24 protein-coding genes are annotated in these 19,481 nt (G+C 35.9%); 4 read left to right on the forward strand and 20 right to left on the reverse strand.

The genetic code is table 11. The features are described 5' to 3' along the window. Window positions 1-93: 93 nt before the first annotated feature. The 15 genes from LC457_RS00495 to LC457_RS00565 all read right to left on the reverse strand — a co-directional run bounded on the left by LC457_RS00495 (window position 94) and on the right by LC457_RS00565 (window position 11,790). On the reverse strand, window positions 94-1,818 hold the full coding sequence (locus LC457_RS00495) for a hypothetical protein (protein ID WP_223598150.1): 1,725 nt from the start codon (window positions 1,816-1,818) through the stop codon (window positions 94-96). 169 nt (window positions 1,819-1,987) lie between these two features. Beyond that, window positions 1,988-2,716, reverse strand: a complete 729-nt coding sequence (locus tag LC457_RS00500; RefSeq protein WP_223598151.1) for a metallophosphoesterase family protein — start codon at window positions 2,714-2,716, stop codon at window positions 1,988-1,990. Then, window positions 2,717-3,259, reverse strand: a complete 543-nt coding sequence (locus LC457_RS00505; RefSeq protein ID WP_223598152.1) for an RNA 2'-phosphotransferase — start codon at window positions 3,257-3,259, stop codon at window positions 2,717-2,719. Window positions 3,260-3,269: 10 nt separating this feature from the next. Next, window positions 3,270-4,211: an ADP-ribosylglycohydrolase family protein gene (locus LC457_RS00510; protein ID WP_223598153.1), complete on the reverse strand. Its 942-nt coding sequence runs from the start codon at window positions 4,209-4,211 to the stop codon at window positions 3,270-3,272. Next, complete coding sequence (locus LC457_RS00515; RefSeq protein ID WP_223598154.1) at window positions 4,211-4,897, reverse strand: NAD-dependent deacylase; 687 nt, start codon at window positions 4,895-4,897, stop codon at window positions 4,211-4,213. Before LC457_RS00515 ends, LC457_RS00510 begins: the two co-directional genes overlap by 1 nt. A 4-nt stretch (window positions 4,898-4,901) precedes the next feature. After that, window positions 4,902-5,408 carry an O-acetyl-ADP-ribose deacetylase gene (locus tag LC457_RS00520; protein WP_223598155.1) on the reverse strand — a complete coding sequence of 169 codons (507 nt, stop codon included), beginning with the start codon at window positions 5,406-5,408 and terminating at the stop codon, window positions 4,902-4,904. Then, complete coding sequence (locus tag LC457_RS00525) at window positions 5,405-6,220, reverse strand: TIGR02452 family protein (protein WP_223598156.1); 816 nt, start codon at window positions 6,218-6,220, stop codon at window positions 5,405-5,407. Before LC457_RS00525 ends, LC457_RS00520 begins: the two co-directional genes overlap by 4 nt. Beyond that, complete coding sequence (locus tag LC457_RS00530) at window positions 6,210-6,638, reverse strand: ADP-ribosylation/crystallin J1 (RefSeq protein WP_223598157.1); 429 nt, start codon at window positions 6,636-6,638, stop codon at window positions 6,210-6,212. Before LC457_RS00530 ends, LC457_RS00525 begins: the two co-directional genes overlap by 11 nt. Before the next feature lie 47 nt (window positions 6,639-6,685). Further along, a complete protein-coding gene (locus tag LC457_RS00535; protein ID WP_223598158.1) occupies window positions 6,686-7,162 on the reverse strand; it encodes a macro domain-containing protein in 477 nt (158 codons plus the stop codon). Between the two features lie 73 nt (window positions 7,163-7,235). Then, window positions 7,236-8,306, reverse strand: coding sequence for an adenylosuccinate synthetase (locus LC457_RS00540; RefSeq protein WP_223598159.1), 1,071 nt, complete (start codon window positions 8,304-8,306; stop codon window positions 7,236-7,238). A 74-nt stretch (window positions 8,307-8,380) separates the two neighbouring features. Continuing rightward, on the reverse strand, window positions 8,381-9,235 hold the full coding sequence (locus LC457_RS00545; RefSeq protein ID WP_223598160.1) for a hypothetical protein: 855 nt from the start codon (window positions 9,233-9,235) through the stop codon (window positions 8,381-8,383). Window positions 9,236-9,237: 2 nt separating this feature from the next. After that, the gene (locus LC457_RS00550) at window positions 9,238-9,573 is read right to left on the reverse strand and encodes a hypothetical protein (protein WP_223598161.1); all 336 of its coding nucleotides are present in this window, start codon (window positions 9,571-9,573) and stop codon (window positions 9,238-9,240) included. A gap of 74 nt (window positions 9,574-9,647) precedes the next feature. Next, complete coding sequence (locus tag LC457_RS00555; RefSeq protein ID WP_223598162.1) at window positions 9,648-10,196, reverse strand: 2OG-Fe(II) oxygenase; 549 nt, start codon at window positions 10,194-10,196, stop codon at window positions 9,648-9,650. A gap of 27 nt (window positions 10,197-10,223) precedes the next feature. Next, a complete protein-coding gene (locus tag LC457_RS00560) occupies window positions 10,224-10,766 on the reverse strand; it encodes an NADAR family protein (protein ID WP_223598163.1) in 543 nt (180 codons plus the stop codon). A 328-nt stretch (window positions 10,767-11,094) separates the two neighbouring features. Next, a complete protein-coding gene (locus LC457_RS00565; protein WP_047380037.1) occupies window positions 11,095-11,790 on the reverse strand; it encodes an NUDIX domain-containing protein in 696 nt (231 codons plus the stop codon). A 123-nt stretch (window positions 11,791-11,913) separates the two neighbouring features. Between LC457_RS00565 and LC457_RS00570 the strand changes: the two genes are divergently transcribed. After that, window positions 11,914-12,558, forward strand: coding sequence for a DUF1579 domain-containing protein (locus LC457_RS00570; RefSeq protein WP_223598164.1), 645 nt, complete (start codon window positions 11,914-11,916; stop codon window positions 12,556-12,558). A 52-nt stretch (window positions 12,559-12,610) separates the two neighbouring features. Here the strand turns inward: LC457_RS00570 and lepA are convergent, their stop codons facing one another. The 5 genes from lepA to LC457_RS00595 form a co-directional block, all read right to left on the reverse strand. Then, window positions 12,611-14,407, reverse strand: coding sequence for a translation elongation factor 4 (gene lepA, locus LC457_RS00575; RefSeq protein ID WP_047422022.1), 1,797 nt, complete (start codon window positions 14,405-14,407; stop codon window positions 12,611-12,613). Window positions 14,408-14,591: 184 nt separating this feature from the next. Further along, on the reverse strand, window positions 14,592-15,617 hold the full coding sequence (locus tag LC457_RS00580; RefSeq protein WP_223598165.1) for a hypothetical protein: 1,026 nt from the start codon (window positions 15,615-15,617) through the stop codon (window positions 14,592-14,594). Window positions 15,618-15,713: 96 nt separating this feature from the next. Then, window positions 15,714-16,223, reverse strand: coding sequence for a hypothetical protein (locus LC457_RS00585; RefSeq protein ID WP_223598166.1), 510 nt, complete (start codon window positions 16,221-16,223; stop codon window positions 15,714-15,716). Between the two features lie 6 nt (window positions 16,224-16,229). Further along, a complete protein-coding gene (locus LC457_RS00590; RefSeq protein WP_223598167.1) occupies window positions 16,230-16,772 on the reverse strand; it encodes a hypothetical protein in 543 nt (180 codons plus the stop codon). Between the two features lie 18 nt (window positions 16,773-16,790). Next, entirely contained in the window at window positions 16,791-17,342 is a 552-nt protein-coding gene (locus LC457_RS00595; RefSeq protein ID WP_047377935.1) for an RNA polymerase sigma factor, read from the reverse strand. Between the two features lie 181 nt (window positions 17,343-17,523). Here LC457_RS00595 and LC457_RS00600 point away from each other — a divergent pair, with 181 nt between their 5' ends. From LC457_RS00600 to LC457_RS00610, 3 genes are read left to right on the forward strand one after another with little or no spacing between them, the layout of a single operon-like run. Then, window positions 17,524-18,273, forward strand: a complete 750-nt coding sequence (locus tag LC457_RS00600; protein ID WP_223598168.1) for a Rossmann-like and DUF2520 domain-containing protein — start codon at window positions 17,524-17,526, stop codon at window positions 18,271-18,273. Next, window positions 18,263-18,781 (forward strand): HAD family hydrolase, encoded by a 519-nt coding sequence (locus LC457_RS00605; protein WP_149389103.1) that lies wholly within the window; start codon window positions 18,263-18,265, stop codon window positions 18,779-18,781. The genes LC457_RS00600 and LC457_RS00605 overlap by 11 nt, the downstream gene beginning before the upstream one ends. Before the next feature lie 6 nt (window positions 18,782-18,787). After that, window positions 18,788-19,351 carry a nucleoside triphosphate pyrophosphatase gene (locus LC457_RS00610; RefSeq protein WP_223598169.1) on the forward strand — a complete coding sequence of 188 codons (564 nt, stop codon included), beginning with the start codon at window positions 18,788-18,790 and terminating at the stop codon, window positions 19,349-19,351. Window positions 19,352-19,481: the final 130 nt, after the last annotated feature.

Genomic DNA, 19,481 nt, shown 5'->3' on the forward strand with positions numbered 1-19,481 from the left:
TGTTTTGAATACTAATTTAATAAAAAAAACTAACACATTGATTAACAAATCACTATAAAAGTAAAAATAATCTGACTTTTTATGAGAAATTCTCTACAACACCCTATAAACAGGATATTGTCTGAAAGTCTTTTCTTCAAAGTAAGGGGAATGTCTGTACACCCAATCTAATTGTGCTTCTCCATCTTCAGACAGTTTTTTATCAGATGCTTTTGCTGCTTCAAAGGCTTCTTTAAGTTTTTTATCATTTTTCAGCAGTTCTGCAGCCGTATCTTCAAAAATATAGGCAGAATAGTATTCTTTCTGAGCTAAAATCCCATCGAAGAAATTCCAGTTAAAAAAAGAGTCTAATGCCTCAGGTTCAAGGGTTTCTATGATATATTTTGCTCCAGGCTGATTGGAGGAAACCAGATAATCTCCTGCTGAAAACATGATATTCTTTTTTGAAGCATCGACTGTTGTTTCAAAATGCAGATAATGACCTTCATAAGGATTTTTAACGGTCTTAAATTCTTTAATTTTATAAGATTCAACCGCTAAAGTACTGTCTTTCTGAATGGGTTTCATCTGAATATTATTTCTTCTGAATTCTTCAATGACCCGGTACTGTGACTGGGGAATTACATAATATTGAGGAATAGTAATATATCCCGTTGGTACCGCAGTAGTAAAGAGTTTTATATTTTTTGTAAAGGGTTTGTTTCTGTCATAATATAACCTTGGTTTTCCAGAAACATCACTGGGTTTGTATTTTCCTTCATAGCCTTTAAAATCCATGGTAGAGAACTTCGTAGAGTCTATTTTCCAACGGATGCCATATTGTTTACCCGCCTGATATTGTTTTAAATTTTCAATGCGGAGCTGTTTTATCGTACGATAATCTTTATCTAGATTCTGAAGGTTGACCAGCATATATTTGTAAGTAGCATCTACTCTTTTGTCATAAGGCTTCAGCATATGGGTTTCAGGAACGGTTCCTAAGGAATTGAATAGTGATGTATAGCCTGTGGAGTATCTAGGAGAGTCTTCAAATGAAGCAAAGCCTACTTCTGGAACATCACCATGAATATTGACATAAGGTGTGCTTTCATAGCCCAGCTTCTTCATATCTTCAAGGTTTTTAGCCTGATAATCATTATAGAAATAAGTCCCCAGAGTATTTCCAAGACGTTCTTTAAAGGTAGAAATATAGGTAAAAGTATATTGATAATCAGCACCGTTGCTGACATGATTATCAATAAAAACATCCGGTTTTAACCACTGGTAGATCTCCTGAAAACTTCTGGCATTTTTGGAATCTGCCTTAATAAAGTCTCTGTTCAGGTCATAATTTCTTGCATTTCCTCTGAAACCATATTGTTCCGGCCCATTCTGATTGGCTCTGGAGTAAGAACCCCTGTTCAGCATTCCACTCACATTATAAGCCGAAATAGCAGCGATGATAAAGTTCTGCGGAGTTTTAATTTTTTTTGTGGCAAGATCTCTCATCAGCATCATGGTTGCGTCTATTCCGTCCGGTTCTCCCGGGTGAATCCCATTGTTGACAAAGAGAATTGCTTTATCTTTTCTCAATTTTTCAAGATCTTTTTCAGGAAAAGGGTTATAAACAACGATATAAATAGGTTTTCCATTATCATCTTCCCCTTTTTTAAGGTACTGAATGGTATTAAAATTCTTAGCCAAATCCTGATAGTAGCTGTTCATTTCATCATAAGTAACGGTTTGGTTGCCATTTCCTTTTTCAAAAGGGGTCTGAAATGATTTTTGAGCAAAAAATAAAGTAGAACTCAGGATGAATAAAAGATATTTCAGTTTCATTGAAGTGATATTTTCAGACTTTAAAATTAATCATCTTTTATGAAAGAGCGAATGGTTAAAATCTTAAAGAGAAAAATGATAAAAATATTTTACTAAAATAGAAACCCCACAGATTTTGAACATCTGTGAGGTTTATTTGCTGATCTATAATTTATTTGAATATATTTCATCAGTTTCTTCCTTTTTCATTTGGATATAAAGATGGAAGTGGATCGCTTTGCCAGAATTCTTTGGAATTGATATCCATGATGGATAAAGAGCCGGTATAGGCTGCTCCGGTATCCATATTCCAGATATTGGCCTTGTTGGCCGGCGTTCTAATCCCAATTTCAATAGTGGGAGTATGCCCGATGAATATTTCTTTATATAAAAGCAGCCTTTTGGGATACAACGCTGAATTCTTTTCCAGTTTTTTGTCCATTGCTACGGCGGTTTCCCAAAGGGTTCTGTCCCAGCGATAATTACTGGAGTAGACTTCTCTTTCCGGGCCATGCATGGAAGCATATCCGGCATGAATAAACAAGCGGTTCTGATCGTCAATATGATAATTTTTCATCCTTTGAAAGAACTCCAAGTGAAGATCCAGGTCTTCCGGGAGATAATCAGCATAGCTTTCTACAGTGCTTTTTCCGCCGTTGAAAAGCCATACATCAGGATTTTGCCCAAATGCAAGCCAGTCTTCACACCATGCATCATGGTTCCCTTTAATGAAAATACATTCCTGTTTTTGGGAAAGATCCATTAAAAACTGTATAATTTCTGCAGACTCACTCCATCCATCCACATAATCTCCGAGGAAAATCAGTTGATCGTTTTCAGTAACCTTTGCTCTTTCAAGGGCCTGTTGTAAAGCTTTAAATCCTCCGTGAATATCTCCAATTACTAATGTTCTTTTCATTTACTTAGAAATGTATTTTGCATCTACAAAGTCCGTGAGCCAAACTCCATTTGCAGATTGATAGAAAGATAATCCTTCCTGATGCATTGTTCCGGTCCTGATGGTAAGAATCACAGGTTTGCCGTGTCTCATTCCGACCTTTGTAGCAGTCTCTTTATCAGCACTTAAGTGTACATGCTGACGGGTTCTTTTTTCAATTCCTTTTTCCAGAATGGATCTGATATTTGCTTCTGCAGTTCCGTGATAAAGAAATTCAGGTGGTTGTTTTGTTTCCAAAGCCAGGTCAATATCAATAGAATGTCCCTGACTTGCTCTGATCATGGTTTTATCTTCGTTAAAGGCAAAACGTTTTTTATTATTGGTTTCTACTACCTGATCCAGTTCTTCAGGAGTAAAATATATCCTTTTCTTTGCTGATTTTGCTCTCAGCTCTTCTATATCTGCCCAGCCGTTTTCATCCAGCGAAAGTCCAATGCTTTCTGGCTGATGGCGTAAGATCAGGCTTAAAAATTTACTTATTTTTTTCTTTTCTATTTCGTTCATGGTTTGTGTTTTAATTCATTAATTTTTGGTGTAATTTCTCACACAGTGCTTCAATATCATCCTTTCTCACCAGCTCAGCAATCCATTCCTCAGGAATATTTTCAAATCCATAATAAATTCCGGCAATTCCTCCGGTGATGGCTCCTGTGGTATCTGTATCTTCTCCGAGGTTGACTGCTTTCAAAACTGCTTCAGAATAGCTTCCCGAATTGAGAAAACACCATAGAGAAGCTTCCAGGCTGTGAAGGACATAGCCTCCACTTTTGATTTCCTCTTCAGGATATCCGGAAATATCATTTTTTAAAATCCAATTAAAAAGCTCAATTTCTTTTGGGTTAAAACCTTGTTCATCAGCATATTTCAATGCCGATTTTTGTGTATAGGCATATGCTTCTGTTTTGTCTTTACCTTTTAATAATTCGATCGCAAAAAGCACATAGATGAAACACGCAAAAACAGACCGGAAATGACCATGTGTGATTGCTGAGACTTCTTTTACTGTAAGATAAAGCTTTTGAATATCATTTTCATTTTCAAGATAAAAAGCAAGAGGAAGAATCCTCATCAGAGAACCATTTCCGTTGTCTTCTTCAAAAATATTTCCTGAAAATCTCGCCCTTTCACCTTTAATTAATCTCGCTAAAGCATGCCTTGTTGTTCCACCAATATCGAAAAGTCTTCCATGGGCAGTCCAGTGACCATATTTATTCCATTTTACAAAGCTTTGCCCGATCTTTTCCAAGTCATACCCTTTAGTAAGTTCGTCAGCAAGACAGAGTGTCAGAGAGCTGTCATCACTCCAGGTTCCTTTGGGTTGATTCCAGGACATGTATTCCAGCATTTTTGTTACCGGAAAACGTTTTAAATCTTCTCTTCTTTTAAACTCTACAGGAACACCAAGAGCGTCACCGATGCAAACGCCCATGATTCCTGATTTTACTTTATTTTTCATCAGGCAAGGTTTACCAGTTTATCGAACAATAATTTCATTCCCTGGGTTGCTGTTTCTTTAATAACAACAGCTCTCTGTCCGTATCCAAATCCTGTTTCATTAGGATTGATAACGATTAAAAGACAGTCATCTTTAATATCATGAATCAATCCAGCTGCAGGATACACCTGCAAAGAAGTTCCGATTACCAGCAAGATATCGGATTCTTTCACAATTTCTCTTGCCGTTTGATATAAAGGAACATCTTCTCCAAACCAAACGATAAAAGGTCTTAATTGAGCTCCATCTTCTGCTTTATCACCGATATTGATGTCCTCTTTTTGGTCATAAATCAGGTTTTTATTGTTACATGAGCATGATTTGAACAGTTCTCCGTGAACATGAACGATATTGGTAGATCCAGCTCTTTCGTGTAGGTCATCAATATTCTGGGTAATAATCTGAACATCGAAATGTTTTTCCAGCTCTGCCAGTAAGTGATGCGCTTCGTTGGGTTGTACTTCATGCAGCTGGCGTCTTCTCTGGTTGTAAAATTCAAGAACCAGAGCTCTGTCTTTTCTCCATCCTTCCGGACTTGCCACATCCGTTACATTATGATTTTCCCAAAGACCGTCTCCGTCTCTGAAAGTTTTTATTCCGCTTTCGGCACTGATTCCTGCGCCGCTTAATATGGTTAGTTTTTTCATTGGTTTAATCTAATAGTTTTTTGTAAATCATTTCATTTTCATCATCAAAGCAAACAAAAATAACTTTCTCAATAATATCTGACTTAAAATTTCTTACCTCATCTACAGCGATTTTTCCTGCCAGATCTTTTGGAAATCTATATATTCCTGTACTGATATTAGGAAAAGCAATGGTTTTCACACCAAGACTTTCTGCTAATTTCAACGAATTATGATAACAGTCTGCCAGAAGTTTTGATTCTTTTTCTGCATGACCATTCCAAACCGGACCTACGGTATGAATAACATATTTTGCAGAAAGATTTCCTGCACTTGTTACTACAGCTTCACCAGTATTACATTTGCCCTGTCTGTTTCTAATCTTTCTGCATTCTTCTAATATCATTGGGCCTCCTGCTCTATGAATGGCTCCGTCAACTCCACCTCCACCCAATAAGGAAGAATTGGCGGCGTTGACAATTGCATCAGCTTGTATCTTTGTGATATCGCCTTTTATTAATTCAATTTTCATAGAATTTCTTCAAATGGCTTCAGCACTTCTTCTTTTTTCGTCATAACTGCAAAAACCACTTTTTTAAATTTATTTTTATACTTCCCATGAAGATGTTTTTTAAATAATCCCGCAATTTCTTTTGGATCATTTCTAAACACTCCACAGCCCCATGCACCCAGGATTAACACCTCATTTCCTTCATGTAAAGCCAACGAAAGCATTTTATCCATTCTGACATCCATGGCAGACAGAATTTCATTTTCTCTTTCCGGTTCCTGACGTTTTACCACTCCTGCATTGACTGCCGGAGAGGTGATGAAATTACACAGAACCGGTTTTGGCAGCAATTCTCCTTTATCTTTCCTGAAAACCGGAACTTTCGGGCTGTAAATCATCGTGTCTGTATAAAAACAGGATTCCATTGCACGGTGAGTCGTGTAATAATCCCAGGCCTGAAGCAGACTTTCATACAATCCGGAAGTTCTAGCCAGGCTTTCCTCCTGTGCTTCCGCACCGTTGATAAAGCCTCCTCCGGGATTTTTTGCCGAAGCGAAGTTCAGACACATGAGTTTTTCCTGGTTTTCTTCTTCAGCCAATTCTAAAATTGCTTTTAAAGTACTGCAGTTCTTTGTTTCAAACTGTGTTTCAAAAGGAGTTTCCGGCAATGAGGATTCTACCATTTCTGAAAGCTGTTCCGGAGTGAAAAGAGCCGTTTCTTTTTTACTGATTTCCAGCTCGTTTTCTATATTTATTTTCTCGTTATGTTCGTTGATATAATATTTTTTGACGAGGATATCTAAAGTATCTTTTGCCATTCCTTTATTGGTCATTGTTAGTTTTTTTTATGTTTAACATCAAGCCTTCCAACTCAGTATTTCCGGCTTTCTTAAAATCATCTCCTATAAATACTTTGGTTACCTTGATATCTCCTACAATCGCCTCATTAAAACTATTCAGCTCTTCGGAAGGGACCCATAATTCATTGTGGTTCCTAGCTCCAACATTTTGTGCAGGATATTGATCCGCTACTTCTTCCAACACCTCAAACCGGGTTACAAAACCAAGATAATTTCCGGCTTCGTCTCTGGTATTCCATTTTTCAGCAATCTCAGAAGCATATTCTTCATTGAGAACAGGGTAAAAAATAGGCTGCCATTCCAGTCTTGGAGGAAATTTTTTAAATCCGCTTTCTATAATCAATATCATTTCTTTTTCTCCTACCGGTCTGTATAATGTTGTTGTTTTCATCGTGTTTATTTTATTATACTGTAATTCTAATTTTTTTAAGTATTAATTTATTCAAAGTCATATACATACACCTCCACATTCTTTTCAAGCAGTGTTCTTTCAATAATAGGTTCTATTTCTTCCCATTTCCCTCCTGCCAAGCCGCATCCAATTCGTGGCATATGGACGCTTGCATTCAGCAGCAAAGCATCATTGGAAAGTTTTGTCAGGGCTTTTTCAATGGCATCATATCGAACCGGAAATCCGTTACTTCCGGTTTTTATTCCTTTTTGCCCGATTATATTGGCTATATAAATATATTTTTCAACCTGAACCAATTGAATTTCTCCTAACGCAAAATTGTTTTTACTTCTAAAGCGGTGCCAGTTTCTGTATTCTTTTTCCGGAGCTTCCCATCTTCTGGAAACGGCCAGTACAAAACCTTTTCCCCATCCTCCAATATCATTACAGATATGAGCGATAATTTTTATTCCTTTTGCCTGTGGAGCTGTAGCATCTCCTTTTAAATATTGTATCGTTTTCATGGTTATTCACTTTTATTCATTATCAATATTCTGGTTTTGATCCGTATAAAATTAATACTTGTATCTTCAAGATCTAAAAAATCTGCTTAAAATCTTTTGAATAAGGAGAATAAGATCCGTAGACCGCATTAAACTCAACATCAAGGTTTTCTACCTTAAATTTTTCATCAATCTGATCCAGGCAGGTAACAACAAGATTCTTTTTAGTCGGAAATATATATGCTGCATCTAATTTTAAGGCATAATTCAAAAGGTTATAATCTATTTCTCCTGTTCTCAGCTCCTTTTGGTATTCGTTAAATGTACAGGTTTCTTCTTCATTATTTCTGAGGTTCATTTCTTTTTCATTGCTCATCCAGCCGTTTCCGTGGCGGGTTGAATAGCTTCTGGTGACATAATACATCTCAATATCTTCAATTTTTAAAAGCTTACAGATTTCCCAGGCATTTTTTGAAGTGGTATGAGCATAGGTCACATTGGGAAAAACACCATGATCCATATCGAGTAAAATACCCTGGCTCCCTTCAAAAATAAGATGATTGAATGAAGCAAGCCAGATATAATCATTTATTTTCCAATCAATGCTGTCAACAGCTTCTAAAAAAGGATGTAAAAGTTCATCAACTTCTTTTTTATCTACAAAACCGTAATAATAAGCGATACCTTTTAGCTTTTCCATCAGCATTTCTCTCGGCGCAATCAGATCTATGGCAAACAATTTATAAGGGCTTTCGTATCTTTTCATGGTTGCTCCTATTCCTTTTCCACAGGTTCCGTGTTCCAGGTTTCTTGCATTCGTTCTGTTCTGCCAAACGTCAAAAGGAGTAGTAACCTTTGCCAGTGGATGAATATGCAGTTCAATATTTCCGTTCTTTGTTTTTAATTCTTCTCTCTCATTAAGTAGAAAAACCGGATGAACAGTGCAATGTTCTGTAAAATAAGAAGGTAATCCACGAAGAGAACCGCTTGCAAAGCTTGAATGGACATGCTTTCTATCATCAATCATCACTGTATGAGCAGCCTGCTGACCTCCTGAAAACCGGATTACCACCGCCTCCGGATTTTGAGAAGCCAGAAAATCTGTAGTGATCCCTTTCCCTTCATCACCAAAACCAAGTCCTATTACTATTTGCGCCTTTTTCATGTCCTTTTTATTTTTTGAAAGCTTTTGCCAATATTATTTGTGCTTCTAATTTTCCTGATGGCAATTACTCTGATTTAAAGCATTTTAAATTGATCCAAACCTTCCGTTCCTGTTGTTCCAAAGGTTGAGTTTTTAAATCTATCGCAGATGATTCCTTTAATAACATTCGGAATTTCTCTGTGATCTTCTATGGAGATACAATTTTGTCCTAATAATTCTCTCCATCCTCTGTCTGCTCTCAGTGCCTGGTCTGAATGTAAAACGCTGATGTGGTATACTTCATACTTCTTTTTTACTTCTTCGAGCAACTCGATATGAGTATAGGTTTGCTGTCCTTTTCCCATAATTTCTCTGATTGCGGAAGCAGGAAGTATCTTTAAACAAGGCTCATCTCCCACGGTAAACAGCAATCCTTTTTGTTTTCTTTTTTCAAAGGCATCTGTTCTGGTATGGAACGCTGCAAAATACCATGCTAACAGATAGCTTTCTCCAGCATTTCCTCCTCCTCCGGATTCAATATAGGTGCGGGTAAGCCACATATCCAGTTCTGCATCTCCGGACTCAAACTGTCCTACCTGAAGCGGGTAACCATCACATTCATGATCTCCGATTCCAAGGAAAAGCAAAGCCGGATCAGGAACTCCTCCCTGAATAATTCCTCCCATCAGTTTAGGCAATCCATCTCTGATCAGTTCATGGGGAATATGTCCCATACTTCCTGTAACATCAAGTCCTAAAATAATGGGAACTGAGTTAGGATGAACTTCCGAATCTCTGGATTCTCTGAAAGAAATTCCGTGAGGATTCATGGATTCGTGGGCCATTCTTTTCGAATTCTGGGTGAAAATTTCTCCCGCGGATTTTGTTCCGTAACCTGCTTTTCTTGCTCTGTCATAACGAGCGTCTAAATCATATCTTGTACTTCCCATGACTATAGTGTTTTTCCAAATAAATATTCAAATCTCTTTTGGGTTACTTCAAGCTGAATATTCAGATTTCTGATTGTTAATGATAATTCCATGTCTTTCTGAACGAATGCTTCGGGATTGAAATCCGCAAATGTCAGACTGTTTCTGTCCAAAGGACTGATATCAATAAACCCTTCTTGTTCGCGCTCGAGTCTTTTGATTTTTAATTCGATATCTTCAACTCTGCGTCTGTAAATCAATTCGGAATCTGCTCCGATGATCTTTGCTCTATCCTCTCTGATCTGATCATTATTTCTTTGTAATGATTCGATAAATCTGGGTTTTAATTCATCTTCCATGATCAATATTTTATTTGTGTTGATATTACGCTAATTAAACAAGACATAGTAATGCCTTTCTTTTTTAAGAATGGTTAATCTCTGGAATACATGATATCCGTTCTTAAAACATACTTCTGTCCACTGATCAAAGTCTTTCCTTCATGTCTCAAAGGGTGATGAAAAATAAGGGCTGTCCCTTTCTTTGGAGCTACTGTAAACAGGTTTTCAAATTCTGTTTCACCACCTTCAAAATCATCATTCAGGTAGATCATAAAAGTGTAAAAGCTTTTCTCTCTTTCATTTCGGATATAACTTCCATCCCTGTGCATTTTGAATTGCTGACCTGGAGTATATTTATAAATCCTTAGCATTTCATTAAAGTTAAGAATCTGATATCCATCGTGTTCCTGAGGTAGAAATTCGGATGCTTTTTTAAACAGATCTTCAGCCATTGTTTCATCAAAGATCATCAGCCGGTCATTATTTCTGACTCCTTTATTCATCTGCTGGCGTCCAAATACATTAATTTTTGCTTCTTCAAAAACTTTTTCCTGTGAGAGATTTATATAGTGATCGCATTCTGTTTCGGTCAGAAAATCTTCAATCAGAAATATCTGTGGATGCAGTTCTGTTTTTTCCATGATTTCTATTTTGTGTTGATGTTGTTTTTACTTTCTTAATTGATCTCTGACTTCCATCAAAGCAAATCCTAAGAGATTCTCTCCGTTCCAGAGCAAAGGATTTTCTGCTCTGCTATCCGTTTCCAGCATTCCGATACCCCAGATTCTGTCATACGGACTTGCTTCTACCAAAGTTTTATCTCCGGTTGACAAAAGAAATTCTTTAAATTTCTGATTTTGAGAGAATTTCAAAAGGTTTCCTTGGGTTACAATTCCGTATTTATGTTCATCCCAAAGTTTCGGATCAAAGTTTTTTACTTTACGTCCTAAAGCTTTTGCCTGGTTGGGAGTAGCTGCCTTTAAGATTTCTTCTTCCGTTTCAGGATCATTAAATAATCTTGCTTTTCCTGCCATCATATAATGTTCTGCTGTTTTATATATGATCCCGTTTTCTTCAAATTTTCCAGGAAACCATTGACTGAAGCATGATTTGGTTACAACGTCCTTTGCCGTATGTCCCCAGAAAAAGAGAAACTTTATCCTTTCTTTCTTCTGAAAACGTTCTGTAATATTTTGTATGGTGTATTTCATGATTGCGTTATTTCTACACAAATTTAAAATATTATCAGTCTTTGCACCAAATTTATTTGTGTTAATTTTACGCTAATATATGTAATTAATTGATTTACAGAGAGAAAATTTAATCTCATAAAACACGAATAACACTAATTTTTATCACGATTGGCACAGATCTTTAAGATGTTTAGGTTAAAACCAATGGAATTGATCATAAAAAAAACGGGCTAAAGCCCGTTCCTATCGAATGTTTTCAATTGATATTTTATACTGTGGTTTCAAAAATGTCATAAATACTAGTGGATATTTGTGCAAAACATTTGTGAAGTTTGTGTTTAGAAATCTATTTAATTTCAAAATAAAAACCCTGCTCTTCAAGCTCTTTATACTTTTCTTTATTGAAAGTAAAAAGCTTTCCGGGTCTTCCGCTGCCTTCTTTTTTAACATTATTGGTTTCATTCAGAAGTCCGTAGCTCATGATTTTCTTACGGAAATTCCTTCTGTCGATTTCCTGTCCAACAATCGTTTTATACAGGTTTTCAAGGTCTGAAAAGGGAAATTCTTCATTGAGAAGATTGAAGCCGATCGGCTGGTATTGAATTTTGGTACGAAGTCTTTTTAACGCAGTCTCAATGATTGTTTTGTGGTCAAATGCCACTGAAGGAAGTTTATTAATACTAAACCATTGTGCATCTTCCGCATCAGAGTCTGCAAACAGTTCATGATATGATGGATTCACAAGGCCCAGATAAGCTATAGAAACGACCCTATTTCTCGGATCACGACCCAGATTACCAAAGGTATAGAGTTGTTCCAGAAAATCAGGCTTTATGCCTGCTTCTTCATAGAGTTCCCTTTTTACTGCGTCATCTACACTTTCATCATCAAGAACAAGTCCTCCGGGCAGTGCCCAGCCGCCTTTAAAAGGTTCAATGTTTCTTTTAATCAGAAGGATTTGAAGATCTTTTTTATCAAAATATCCGAAAATAACGGCATCTACAGCCACTTTTATATCCTGTAATTTTTTTGGAGACTCCATAAATTAATTTGCGTTACGAATACACAAAGTTACGATTTATGCTCAAATTAAAAAATAATTTCGGTTATAATAAAAGTTCCTATCTTTAAGATATTATTCTAACCATCTTAAAACTAAATTATTATGAAAAATGTATTAACAATTCTCACCATTGCTTTTTTATTAACAGCATGTGAGAAAGAAAAAAAAACAGCGGCCAATGGTTCTGACAAAACAGATTCTACTGCAGCAAACTCTGAATGGAAACCTGTAGATTCTGCAACAGCTATGAAAAACTGGACGGAATATGCCACTCCCGGGGAAATGCAGAAAATGCTGGCAAAATCTGATGGGAACTGGAACGGAGAAACTACCATGTGGATGGAAAATGGAGGAAAACCTATGGTAAGTAAATCCGAGGCTACTAATAAAATGATGTATGGCGGGCGTTATCAGATTACAAACCACAAAGGGAATTTTATGGGAATGCCTTTTGAAGGGATGAGCATTGTAGGATACGACAACGCAAAGAAAAAATTTGTCAGTACATGGATAGACAATATGGGAACCGGAATCATGCATAGCGAAGGAGACTGGAATGCTTCCACAAAATCAGTTGAATTTAAGGGAAAAATGACGGATCCTTCAAGACCTGGAAAGGATTGTGATTTCAGAGAAGTTTTCACATTTGTAGATGATAACAATCAAAAGCTGGAAATGTACGGCCCTGATTCCAAAACCGGAAAAGAATACAAAACAATGGAAATAAAGTATACCCGTAAAAAATAAATCAAGAAATAAAAAAACCGCTTCATCTGAAGCGGTTTTTATTTATAATGAATTAGTCATTTAGCTTTAATACAGCCATGAAAGCTGATTGCGGTACTTCTACTCTACCAATCTGCTTCATTTTCTTCTTACCTTCTTTCTGTTTTTCCAATAGCTTACGCTTTCTGGAGATATCCCCACCATAACATTTTGCGGTAACATCTTTTCTTAAGGCCTTAATAGTTTCTCTTGCGATTACTTTAGTCCCTAATGCCGCCTGAACAGCAATATCAAACTGTTGTCTCGGAATCAGCTCACGAAGCTTTTCACACATTCTTTTACCAATGTAATAAGCATTAGAATCGTGAATCAATGAAGACAATGCATCTACCATATCACCATTGATCAGGATATCCATTTTTACAAGCTTGGAAGCTCTGAATCCGATCGGGTGATAGTCGAATGAAGCATATCCTTTTGAGATTGATTTTAATCTGTCATAGAAGTCGAAAACAACCTCAGCAAGTGGCATATTGAAAATCAATTCAACTCTTTCTGATGTCAGATAACTTTGGTTAACGATCTCACCTCTTTTTTCAATACATAAAGTCATTACGGCTCCAACGAAATCAGATTTTGTAATGATTGAAGCCTTGATGAAAGGTTCTTCTACTCTATCCATCGTTGAAGGGTCCATCATTTCTGATGGGTTGTTGATCAGAATCGGAACTTCAGGTTCTTTTTTAGTATATCCAAAATAAGATACGTTCGGTACTGTAGTGATCACGTTCATATTGAACTCTCTGTCAAGACGTTCCTGAACAATTTCCATGTGAAGCATTCCTAAGAATCCGCAACGGAAACCAAAACCAAGAGCGGCAGAACTTTCCGGCTCAAAAACCAGAGAAGCATCGTTCAGTCTTAATTTTTCAAGGGAGAACCTCAGTTCTTCAAAATCCTCAGAATCAATCGGATAAATACCGGCAAATACCATTGGTTTTACTTCCTCAAATCCATCAATCGGACCATCAGCAGGTTTTTCAAAAGAAGTGATGGTATCACCTACTTTTACTTCACGGGCATCTTTAATCCCGGAAACCAGATATCCTACGTCTCCACATTGAATTGTTTTCTTTGGAACCTGCTTCAGTTTTAGTGTACCTACCTCATCAGCTCCATATTCTTTTCCGGTTGCAAAAAATTTAATCTTCTCGTTTTTAGAAATGCTTCCGTTTACTACTTTGAAATAGGCTTCAATTCCTCTGAACGGGTTGTATACCGAGTCAAAAATCAAAGCTTGAAGTGGTCCGTCAGGATTTCCTACCGGTGCAGGAATTCTTTCTACGATCTGCTCCAGAAGATGATGAACGCCTTCTCCTGTTTTCCCAGAAACTCTTAATACATCTTCATATTCACATCCGATAAGATTCATAATTTCATCGGTTACTTCTTCAGGATTTGCAGACGGAAGGTCAATTTTATTCAGAATAGGAATAATTGTTAAATCATTTTCCAATGCTAAATAAAGGTTACTGATGGTTTGTGCCTGAATACTCTGTGCAGCATCTACGATAAGAAGAGCACCTTCACAGGCAGCAATAGAACGGGATACTTCATAAGAAAAGTCAACGTGTCCCGGTGTATCAATAAGGTTTAGAATATATTTTTCTCCTTTATACTCATAATCCATCTGGATGGCGTGTGACTTGATCGTAATCCCACGTTCTTTCTCCAAATCCATATCATCAAGCGTCTGAGACTGAAGTTCTCTTTGGGTAACCGTATTCGTGTACTCCAATAGACGGTCTGCCAAGGTACTTTTACCGTGGTCGATATGAGCGATTATGCAAAAATTTCGTATGTTTTTCATTTAAGAATCTTGTAATTTGCAAAGATAAGAAAATGAAAGTGAATTTATCACACATAATTTATAAGCATAAATTAACTTATCATTCAACTTAAAAATATTAAATTAAAACTCTTTCGCCCACTTATTTTATCAATGAAAATTTGAACAGAAAAATTGTATAAAAATCCAAAAAACGGAATTATTTTTACTTTGATCTACCAAAATTTTCTGGTAAAATATACTCCCCTGTGAGTGCATCAATTCCAACTCTATAATACTTTGCATTCTGTTTGCGGGCTTTTGAAGAAGCAACATCTATTACAGCACCTATTATACCGCCTATTATACCAAAAGACGCTGCTCCTGCAATGGTCATTGTATTATTCTGTGGAAATAACTCCTCTTCGGATGCCATTATAAAGAAACCATTATTGTCTTTTTCAATTTCAATGAGACTTGTGGGTGTTTTTTTATAGGCAAGTCCATTATCAACAACTGCAAAAACTTCTCTATTTAAATTATCATAATCATCAACTCTTTTCACTCCTTTAATTACACCATCTTTATTCTTTCTTACCATAAGCTCCTTATCCGGCTTTTGCATCGCAAATGATTCATAATCTTTATAAACACCATCTGTAAAAGACTCTGAACTAAAAATTGGCAATTTTTCAGATATTACCTTTTCATAATTTTCCATATCTGTCTCAGAAATTGGAATATTCAATTCTTTTATATCGTAAGAATCCTTTATTATATTAGAAAATTCTGCTGATATACTGGCAGCTATTGCTCTTGTAATATAAGCGTGATCTTTCTGTTGATAATCTTTTGAAATTCTATTTTTTTTAAGAAAATAATATTGATTATTTTTTTTAAGAAAAGTTGCTATCCGCATCTCCAAATGCCCCTTAATTGATCTTTCTGTTGATATATCTTCAACTTTTAAATGCTCCAGCATAAAGAAATATTGATTACTTCCACGCTCTTTATTATATTCTATAAACCAGTCTGAAAATAATTTTTTCAGATCATCCTTTTCAAATTTTACTTCATAGGGGTCTTTTCTATGAGATACAATTCCAATGAATTTATCCTCTCTTCTGTCAAGTAATGTAAGAGATTCGGCAGTATGATTTTTATCTTTTATGCTCTTTCTGAGCTCTATAAATTGATATTTTTGAGCAGAAATAAAGATAGGGAACAGGAAAAATAAGAGTCTTTTTTTCATATTTGTTTTTCAACAAAATTAAAAATTTTGATAAATAATTAAACGGCTCTCACAGAAAGATCTGTAAGAGCCGTCCAACATTAAAAAAATAAACTATTATGGGTTCTGTTTAGGTCCCGAAGCATTATTATGTCCGTGAGGGTTTCTTTCATCCATCTTATCCTTCATCATTTTCTCAGATTGGAACAGCTTCAGAACTTTCTGGCAGGGAATTACCTGCTGCATTTTATCTGCATATTTTTTTCTGTTATCCAACAGTTTTTGTCCTACTTCAAAGCTTTGCTGTAATTTAGCTTTTGCTTCTTCATCCGTTAGGGTTTCAGGATCAAAGCTTGAATTAAACTGACTTTTTATTTGCTTCTGGCTATCCAGATATTCGTTATACAATTGTGTAAATTCGGCTTTATCACCCGGATCGACATTCAGATTATCCATAATCATATTGTTCCTGAATTTCTTCAGCAAGTCTTTTCTCTCTTCCGGAGAAAGATTATTGATGACTTCTTTCCTCTGCTTAGGATCCATCTTTTTCCAGTCGTAATCAGTTCTTTGGGCATTTAATCCAAAGCCATAAATAATCAAAAACGTCAATAATATCTTTTTCATTTTCTTTTAATTATAAATATCCAAATAAACGTCCTGAGTCGAATTACTTGCTAACTCTGCAATTTCAGAGTTAGAAAACGAATCCAGATATTCATTCATTCGTGTTTCTTCTTTTTTCTTCACGGCTTTCACCGGTTTGGGTGTATCAATTGTTTTTTCAGTTTCGTTTACACTTTTATAAGCATAAGCATCATTACTCTTTTGATTTTCAACTGTTTGATTATTATTTTCAACAGAAGTTAAATCAGATTTTAAAGTTTCGTAAGCAAGTTCACCTTCTGTTTTTGGCTCTTTGGTACTGGCAGTATATGTTGTTTCAGAATTCAATCCTTTCTGAGTAGAATCATTATCCGAATTGAAAACATAAGTTGCACCAAAGATCAAAGCCAGTGATGCCGCTGCAGCATACATCCAGTTCAGCTTAAAGACAGGTGCTTTTTTACTTGTCTTTATATCATTCATAACGTTCTCCTGAATATTTTCAAACATATTATCAGGAACTGTGTAAATGTTCTTACGCTCTAATTTTTCTATGTCGAACTCTTTCATCTTTGTTGGGATCAAAAATTATCTTTCGTAATTTTCTTTAATATAATCTTCTATTTTTTGTTTGGCATAATGATAATTCGTTTTCAAAGTTCCTACTGACATATCTACAATTTTTGATATTTCTTCGTAGGGTAAATCATCATAATACCGCATCATAAATACCAGTTTCTGCTTTTCAGGCAGGCTTTGTATAGCGCTCTGCAGTAAAATCTGTATTTCTTCGGCATCTCCTTCCGTATTGTCAGCTACAAGATTCTGCATATGATACTCCGGATCTTCATCAGTTTTCTGCATTTTCTTCATTTTGTTCACCTGCTGCAATGCTTCATTGGTTGCAATTCTGTACAACCAGGTATATAACTGGCTATCATTTTTGAACTGATGAAAATTTTGATAAGCTTTTATAAAAGTTTCCTGCAAAGTATCCTGTGCAAGATCTCCGTCCACAATAATTCTTCTTATGTGCCAGTACAATCTGCTTTGATAGGCATCCATCAAGGCCCGGACTCCTTTATCCTGGGTCCGTGGATTCTGCATCAACGAAATAATCTCCGCGTCCTTAATCTTCATAAGATGCCTTACATTGTTTTGGATTACAAAAATAACTGAAAGTTAAATTAAATCTTCAATTTTCAATTAAATATTTAAAATAATATGAGACACTTACGCAATAAACGTGCCTATATTGAAGTACAGGATTTCTGAGCCCTTGTTCCTTTCCCGGCTCAGCTTAAAATCTTATATTTGTTATATGCAAATTGTAATTATCGGTTCCGGAAATGTAGCCTATCATATGGCAAAAGCTTTTACTTTGAAAAGCATTCCCCTGGCCCAGATTTTTGGCAGGAACGAAAAAGAATTAAGTAAAATTTCAGAAGAATTAAACATTCCTTATTCTACAGATCATCTGGAGGAGGCAGATCTTTATATCATCTGTGTAAGTGATCATTCTGTAGAGGAAGTTTCAAAGATCATTACCAAAAAAGATTCTTTGGTTGCCCATACTTCAGGATCGCTTCCAAAAGAAGTTTTGTCTGGTGAATACAGGAAAGCCAGCTTCTACCCTTTACAGACCTTTTCAAAATCAAAAGAACTGGAATATGAAAAAATTCCGTTTTTTGTAGAAGCTGAAAATGAAGAAGACCAGAAAATATTGCTTGACCTTGCTTCACAGGTTTCAGAGAAAGTAATGGAAAGCAGCCACGAAAAAAGAAAATATATTCATTTGACAGCTGTTTTCGCCTGCAATTTTGTGAATCATCTTTTTTCCAGGGCTAAAGAAATTTCGGATTCTCAGGATATTCCGTTTGATTATTTCTTACCATTGATTGATGAAACGGTTCAGAAAATTTATGAAATTGAACCTAAACAGGCGCAGACCGGCCCGGCAGTGAGAAATGATGTAAGAATTTTACAGCTGCATGAACAGTTATTAAAAGACGAAAGTCTTGAAATTTATAAAACAATGAATCATTCTATTCAGAAAATGTATGAGTTATAAAGAGAAATTAAAAGATATTAAAGCATTTGTATTTGATGTTGACGGAGTTTTCACAGACGGAAGTGTTTATCTGCTTCCCGGAGGAAATATGTGCAGGGTAATGAATGTTCTGGACGGATATGCAGTAGTGAAAGCATTAAAAAATAATTATCTGATCGGAGTGATTACCGGGGGAAATGATGAAATGGTAAAACATAGAATCAATTATCTGGGTATACAGGATTACTATCCGAAATCCCACAACAAAATAGAGGATTTTGAAGATTTTAAGAAGAAACACAATCTTAAAAATGAAGAAATCCTGACTATGGGTGATGATCTTCCGGATATTCATATTATGGAAAGTTCAGCTATTGCGGCATGTCCTGAAAATGCAGTTCCTGAGGTAAAAGGAATCTCTGATTATATTTCCCCTAAAAAAGGCGGAACCGGAGCAGTACGCGATGTGATTGAACAGGTAATGAAAGTTCAGGGAAACTGGCATGATGATAACACTCAATCTGTATAATACGGTATGAAATTACTTTTAGCATCTCAATCACCAAGAAGAAAAGAGCTTCTTTCAAGCCTGGGTTTTGAATTTGAAGTCGTAAAAATAGATTGTGAAGAAATTCTTCCGGAACATATAAAAATAGAAGAAGCTGCAGCTTATCTGTCTGATTTAAAAGCAGATGCTTTCAGACGTCTGGAAGGAGATGAAGTTCTGCTGACTGCTGATACTGTTGTGGCTATTGATAATCAGATTCTTGGAAAGCCTAAGGATGAAGCTGACGCGTATAAAATGCTTCAGAGCCTTTCCGGAAAAACTCATCAGGTTTATACGGGAATTACCATCAAAACTGCAGATAAATCCATTACAGAAACGGATGTTGCTGATGTCACTCTTGATAGCCTCTCCAATGAAGAAATAAATTATTACGTTCAAAACTATAAGCCTTTCGATAAAGCGGGAAGCTATGGTATTCAGGAATGGCTGGGAATGGCAAAGATCACAAGTCTTACAGGAAGCTTTTATACGATAATGGGACTTCCTACCCATCTTGTCTACAAAATATTGAAAGAAACCTCTCTGATTTAAAAATTATTAAGGTTCTCAATATCGATTAAAGAAGAAATAAAATGTTTCCGAAAGAAATATAAATATTATTCATTATAAAATTTTATTATTTTTACAAAATCAGCAAACCGCTGATAATAAAAAGCAGATT

Source organism: Chryseobacterium sp. GVT01B, assembly GCF_019970045.1.
Classification (GTDB): domain Bacteria; phylum Bacteroidota; class Bacteroidia; order Flavobacteriales; family Weeksellaceae; genus Chryseobacterium.

Bases quoted from the DNA above. Each gene is read 5' to 3' on its own strand.
- LC457_RS00495 (WP_223598150.1), bottom strand. From the start codon at position 1,818: ATGAAACTGAAATATCTTTTATTCATCCTGAGTTCTACTTTATTTTTT.
- LC457_RS00500 (WP_223598151.1), bottom strand. From the start codon at position 2,716: ATGAAAAGAACATTAGTAATTGGAGATATTCACGGAGGATTTAAAGCT.
- LC457_RS00505 (WP_223598152.1), bottom strand. From the start codon at position 3,259: ATGAACGAAATAGAAAAGAAAAAAATAAGTAAATTTTTAAGCCTGATC.
- LC457_RS00510 (WP_223598153.1), bottom strand. From the start codon at position 4,211: ATGAAAAATAAAGTAAAATCAGGAATCATGGGCGTTTGCATCGGTGAC.
- LC457_RS00515 (WP_223598154.1), bottom strand. From the start codon at position 4,897: ATGAAAAAACTAACCATATTAAGCGGCGCAGGAATCAGTGCCGAAAGC.
- LC457_RS00520 (WP_223598155.1), bottom strand. From the start codon at position 5,408: ATGAAAATTGAATTAATAAAAGGCGATATCACAAAGATACAAGCTGAT.
- LC457_RS00525 (WP_223598156.1), bottom strand. From the start codon at position 6,220: ATGACCAATAAAGGAATGGCAAAAGATACTTTAGATATCCTCGTCAAA.
- LC457_RS00530 (WP_223598157.1), bottom strand. From the start codon at position 6,638: ATGAAAACAACAACATTATACAGACCGGTAGGAGAAAAAGAAATGATA.
- LC457_RS00535 (WP_223598158.1), bottom strand. From the start codon at position 7,162: ATGAAAACGATACAATATTTAAAAGGAGATGCTACAGCTCCACAGGCA.
- LC457_RS00540 (WP_223598159.1), bottom strand. From the start codon at position 8,306: ATGAAAAAGGCGCAAATAGTAATAGGACTTGGTTTTGGTGATGAAGGG.
- LC457_RS00545 (WP_223598160.1), bottom strand. From the start codon at position 9,235: ATGGGAAGTACAAGATATGATTTAGACGCTCGTTATGACAGAGCAAGA.
- LC457_RS00550 (WP_223598161.1), bottom strand. From the start codon at position 9,573: ATGGAAGATGAATTAAAACCCAGATTTATCGAATCATTACAAAGAAAT.
- LC457_RS00555 (WP_223598162.1), bottom strand. From the start codon at position 10,196: ATGGAAAAAACAGAACTGCATCCACAGATATTTCTGATTGAAGATTTT.
- LC457_RS00560 (WP_223598163.1), bottom strand. From the start codon at position 10,766: ATGAAATACACCATACAAAATATTACAGAACGTTTTCAGAAGAAAGAA.
- LC457_RS00565 (WP_047380037.1), bottom strand. From the start codon at position 11,790: ATGGAGTCTCCAAAAAAATTACAGGATATAAAAGTGGCTGTAGATGCC.
- LC457_RS00570 (WP_223598164.1), top strand. From the start codon at position 11,914: ATGAAAAATGTATTAACAATTCTCACCATTGCTTTTTTATTAACAGCA.
- lepA (WP_047422022.1), bottom strand. From the start codon at position 14,407: ATGAAAAACATACGAAATTTTTGCATAATCGCTCATATCGACCACGGT.
- LC457_RS00580 (WP_223598165.1), bottom strand. From the start codon at position 15,617: ATGAAAAAAAGACTCTTATTTTTCCTGTTCCCTATCTTTATTTCTGCT.
- LC457_RS00585 (WP_223598166.1), bottom strand. From the start codon at position 16,223: ATGAAAAAGATATTATTGACGTTTTTGATTATTTATGGCTTTGGATTA.
- LC457_RS00590 (WP_223598167.1), bottom strand. From the start codon at position 16,772: ATGAAAGAGTTCGACATAGAAAAATTAGAGCGTAAGAACATTTACACA.
- LC457_RS00595 (WP_047377935.1), bottom strand. From the start codon at position 17,342: ATGAAGATTAAGGACGCGGAGATTATTTCGTTGATGCAGAATCCACGG.
- LC457_RS00600 (WP_223598168.1), top strand. From the start codon at position 17,524: ATGCAAATTGTAATTATCGGTTCCGGAAATGTAGCCTATCATATGGCA.
- LC457_RS00605 (WP_149389103.1), top strand. From the start codon at position 18,263: ATGAGTTATAAAGAGAAATTAAAAGATATTAAAGCATTTGTATTTGAT.
- LC457_RS00610 (WP_223598169.1), top strand. From the start codon at position 18,788: ATGAAATTACTTTTAGCATCTCAATCACCAAGAAGAAAAGAGCTTCTT.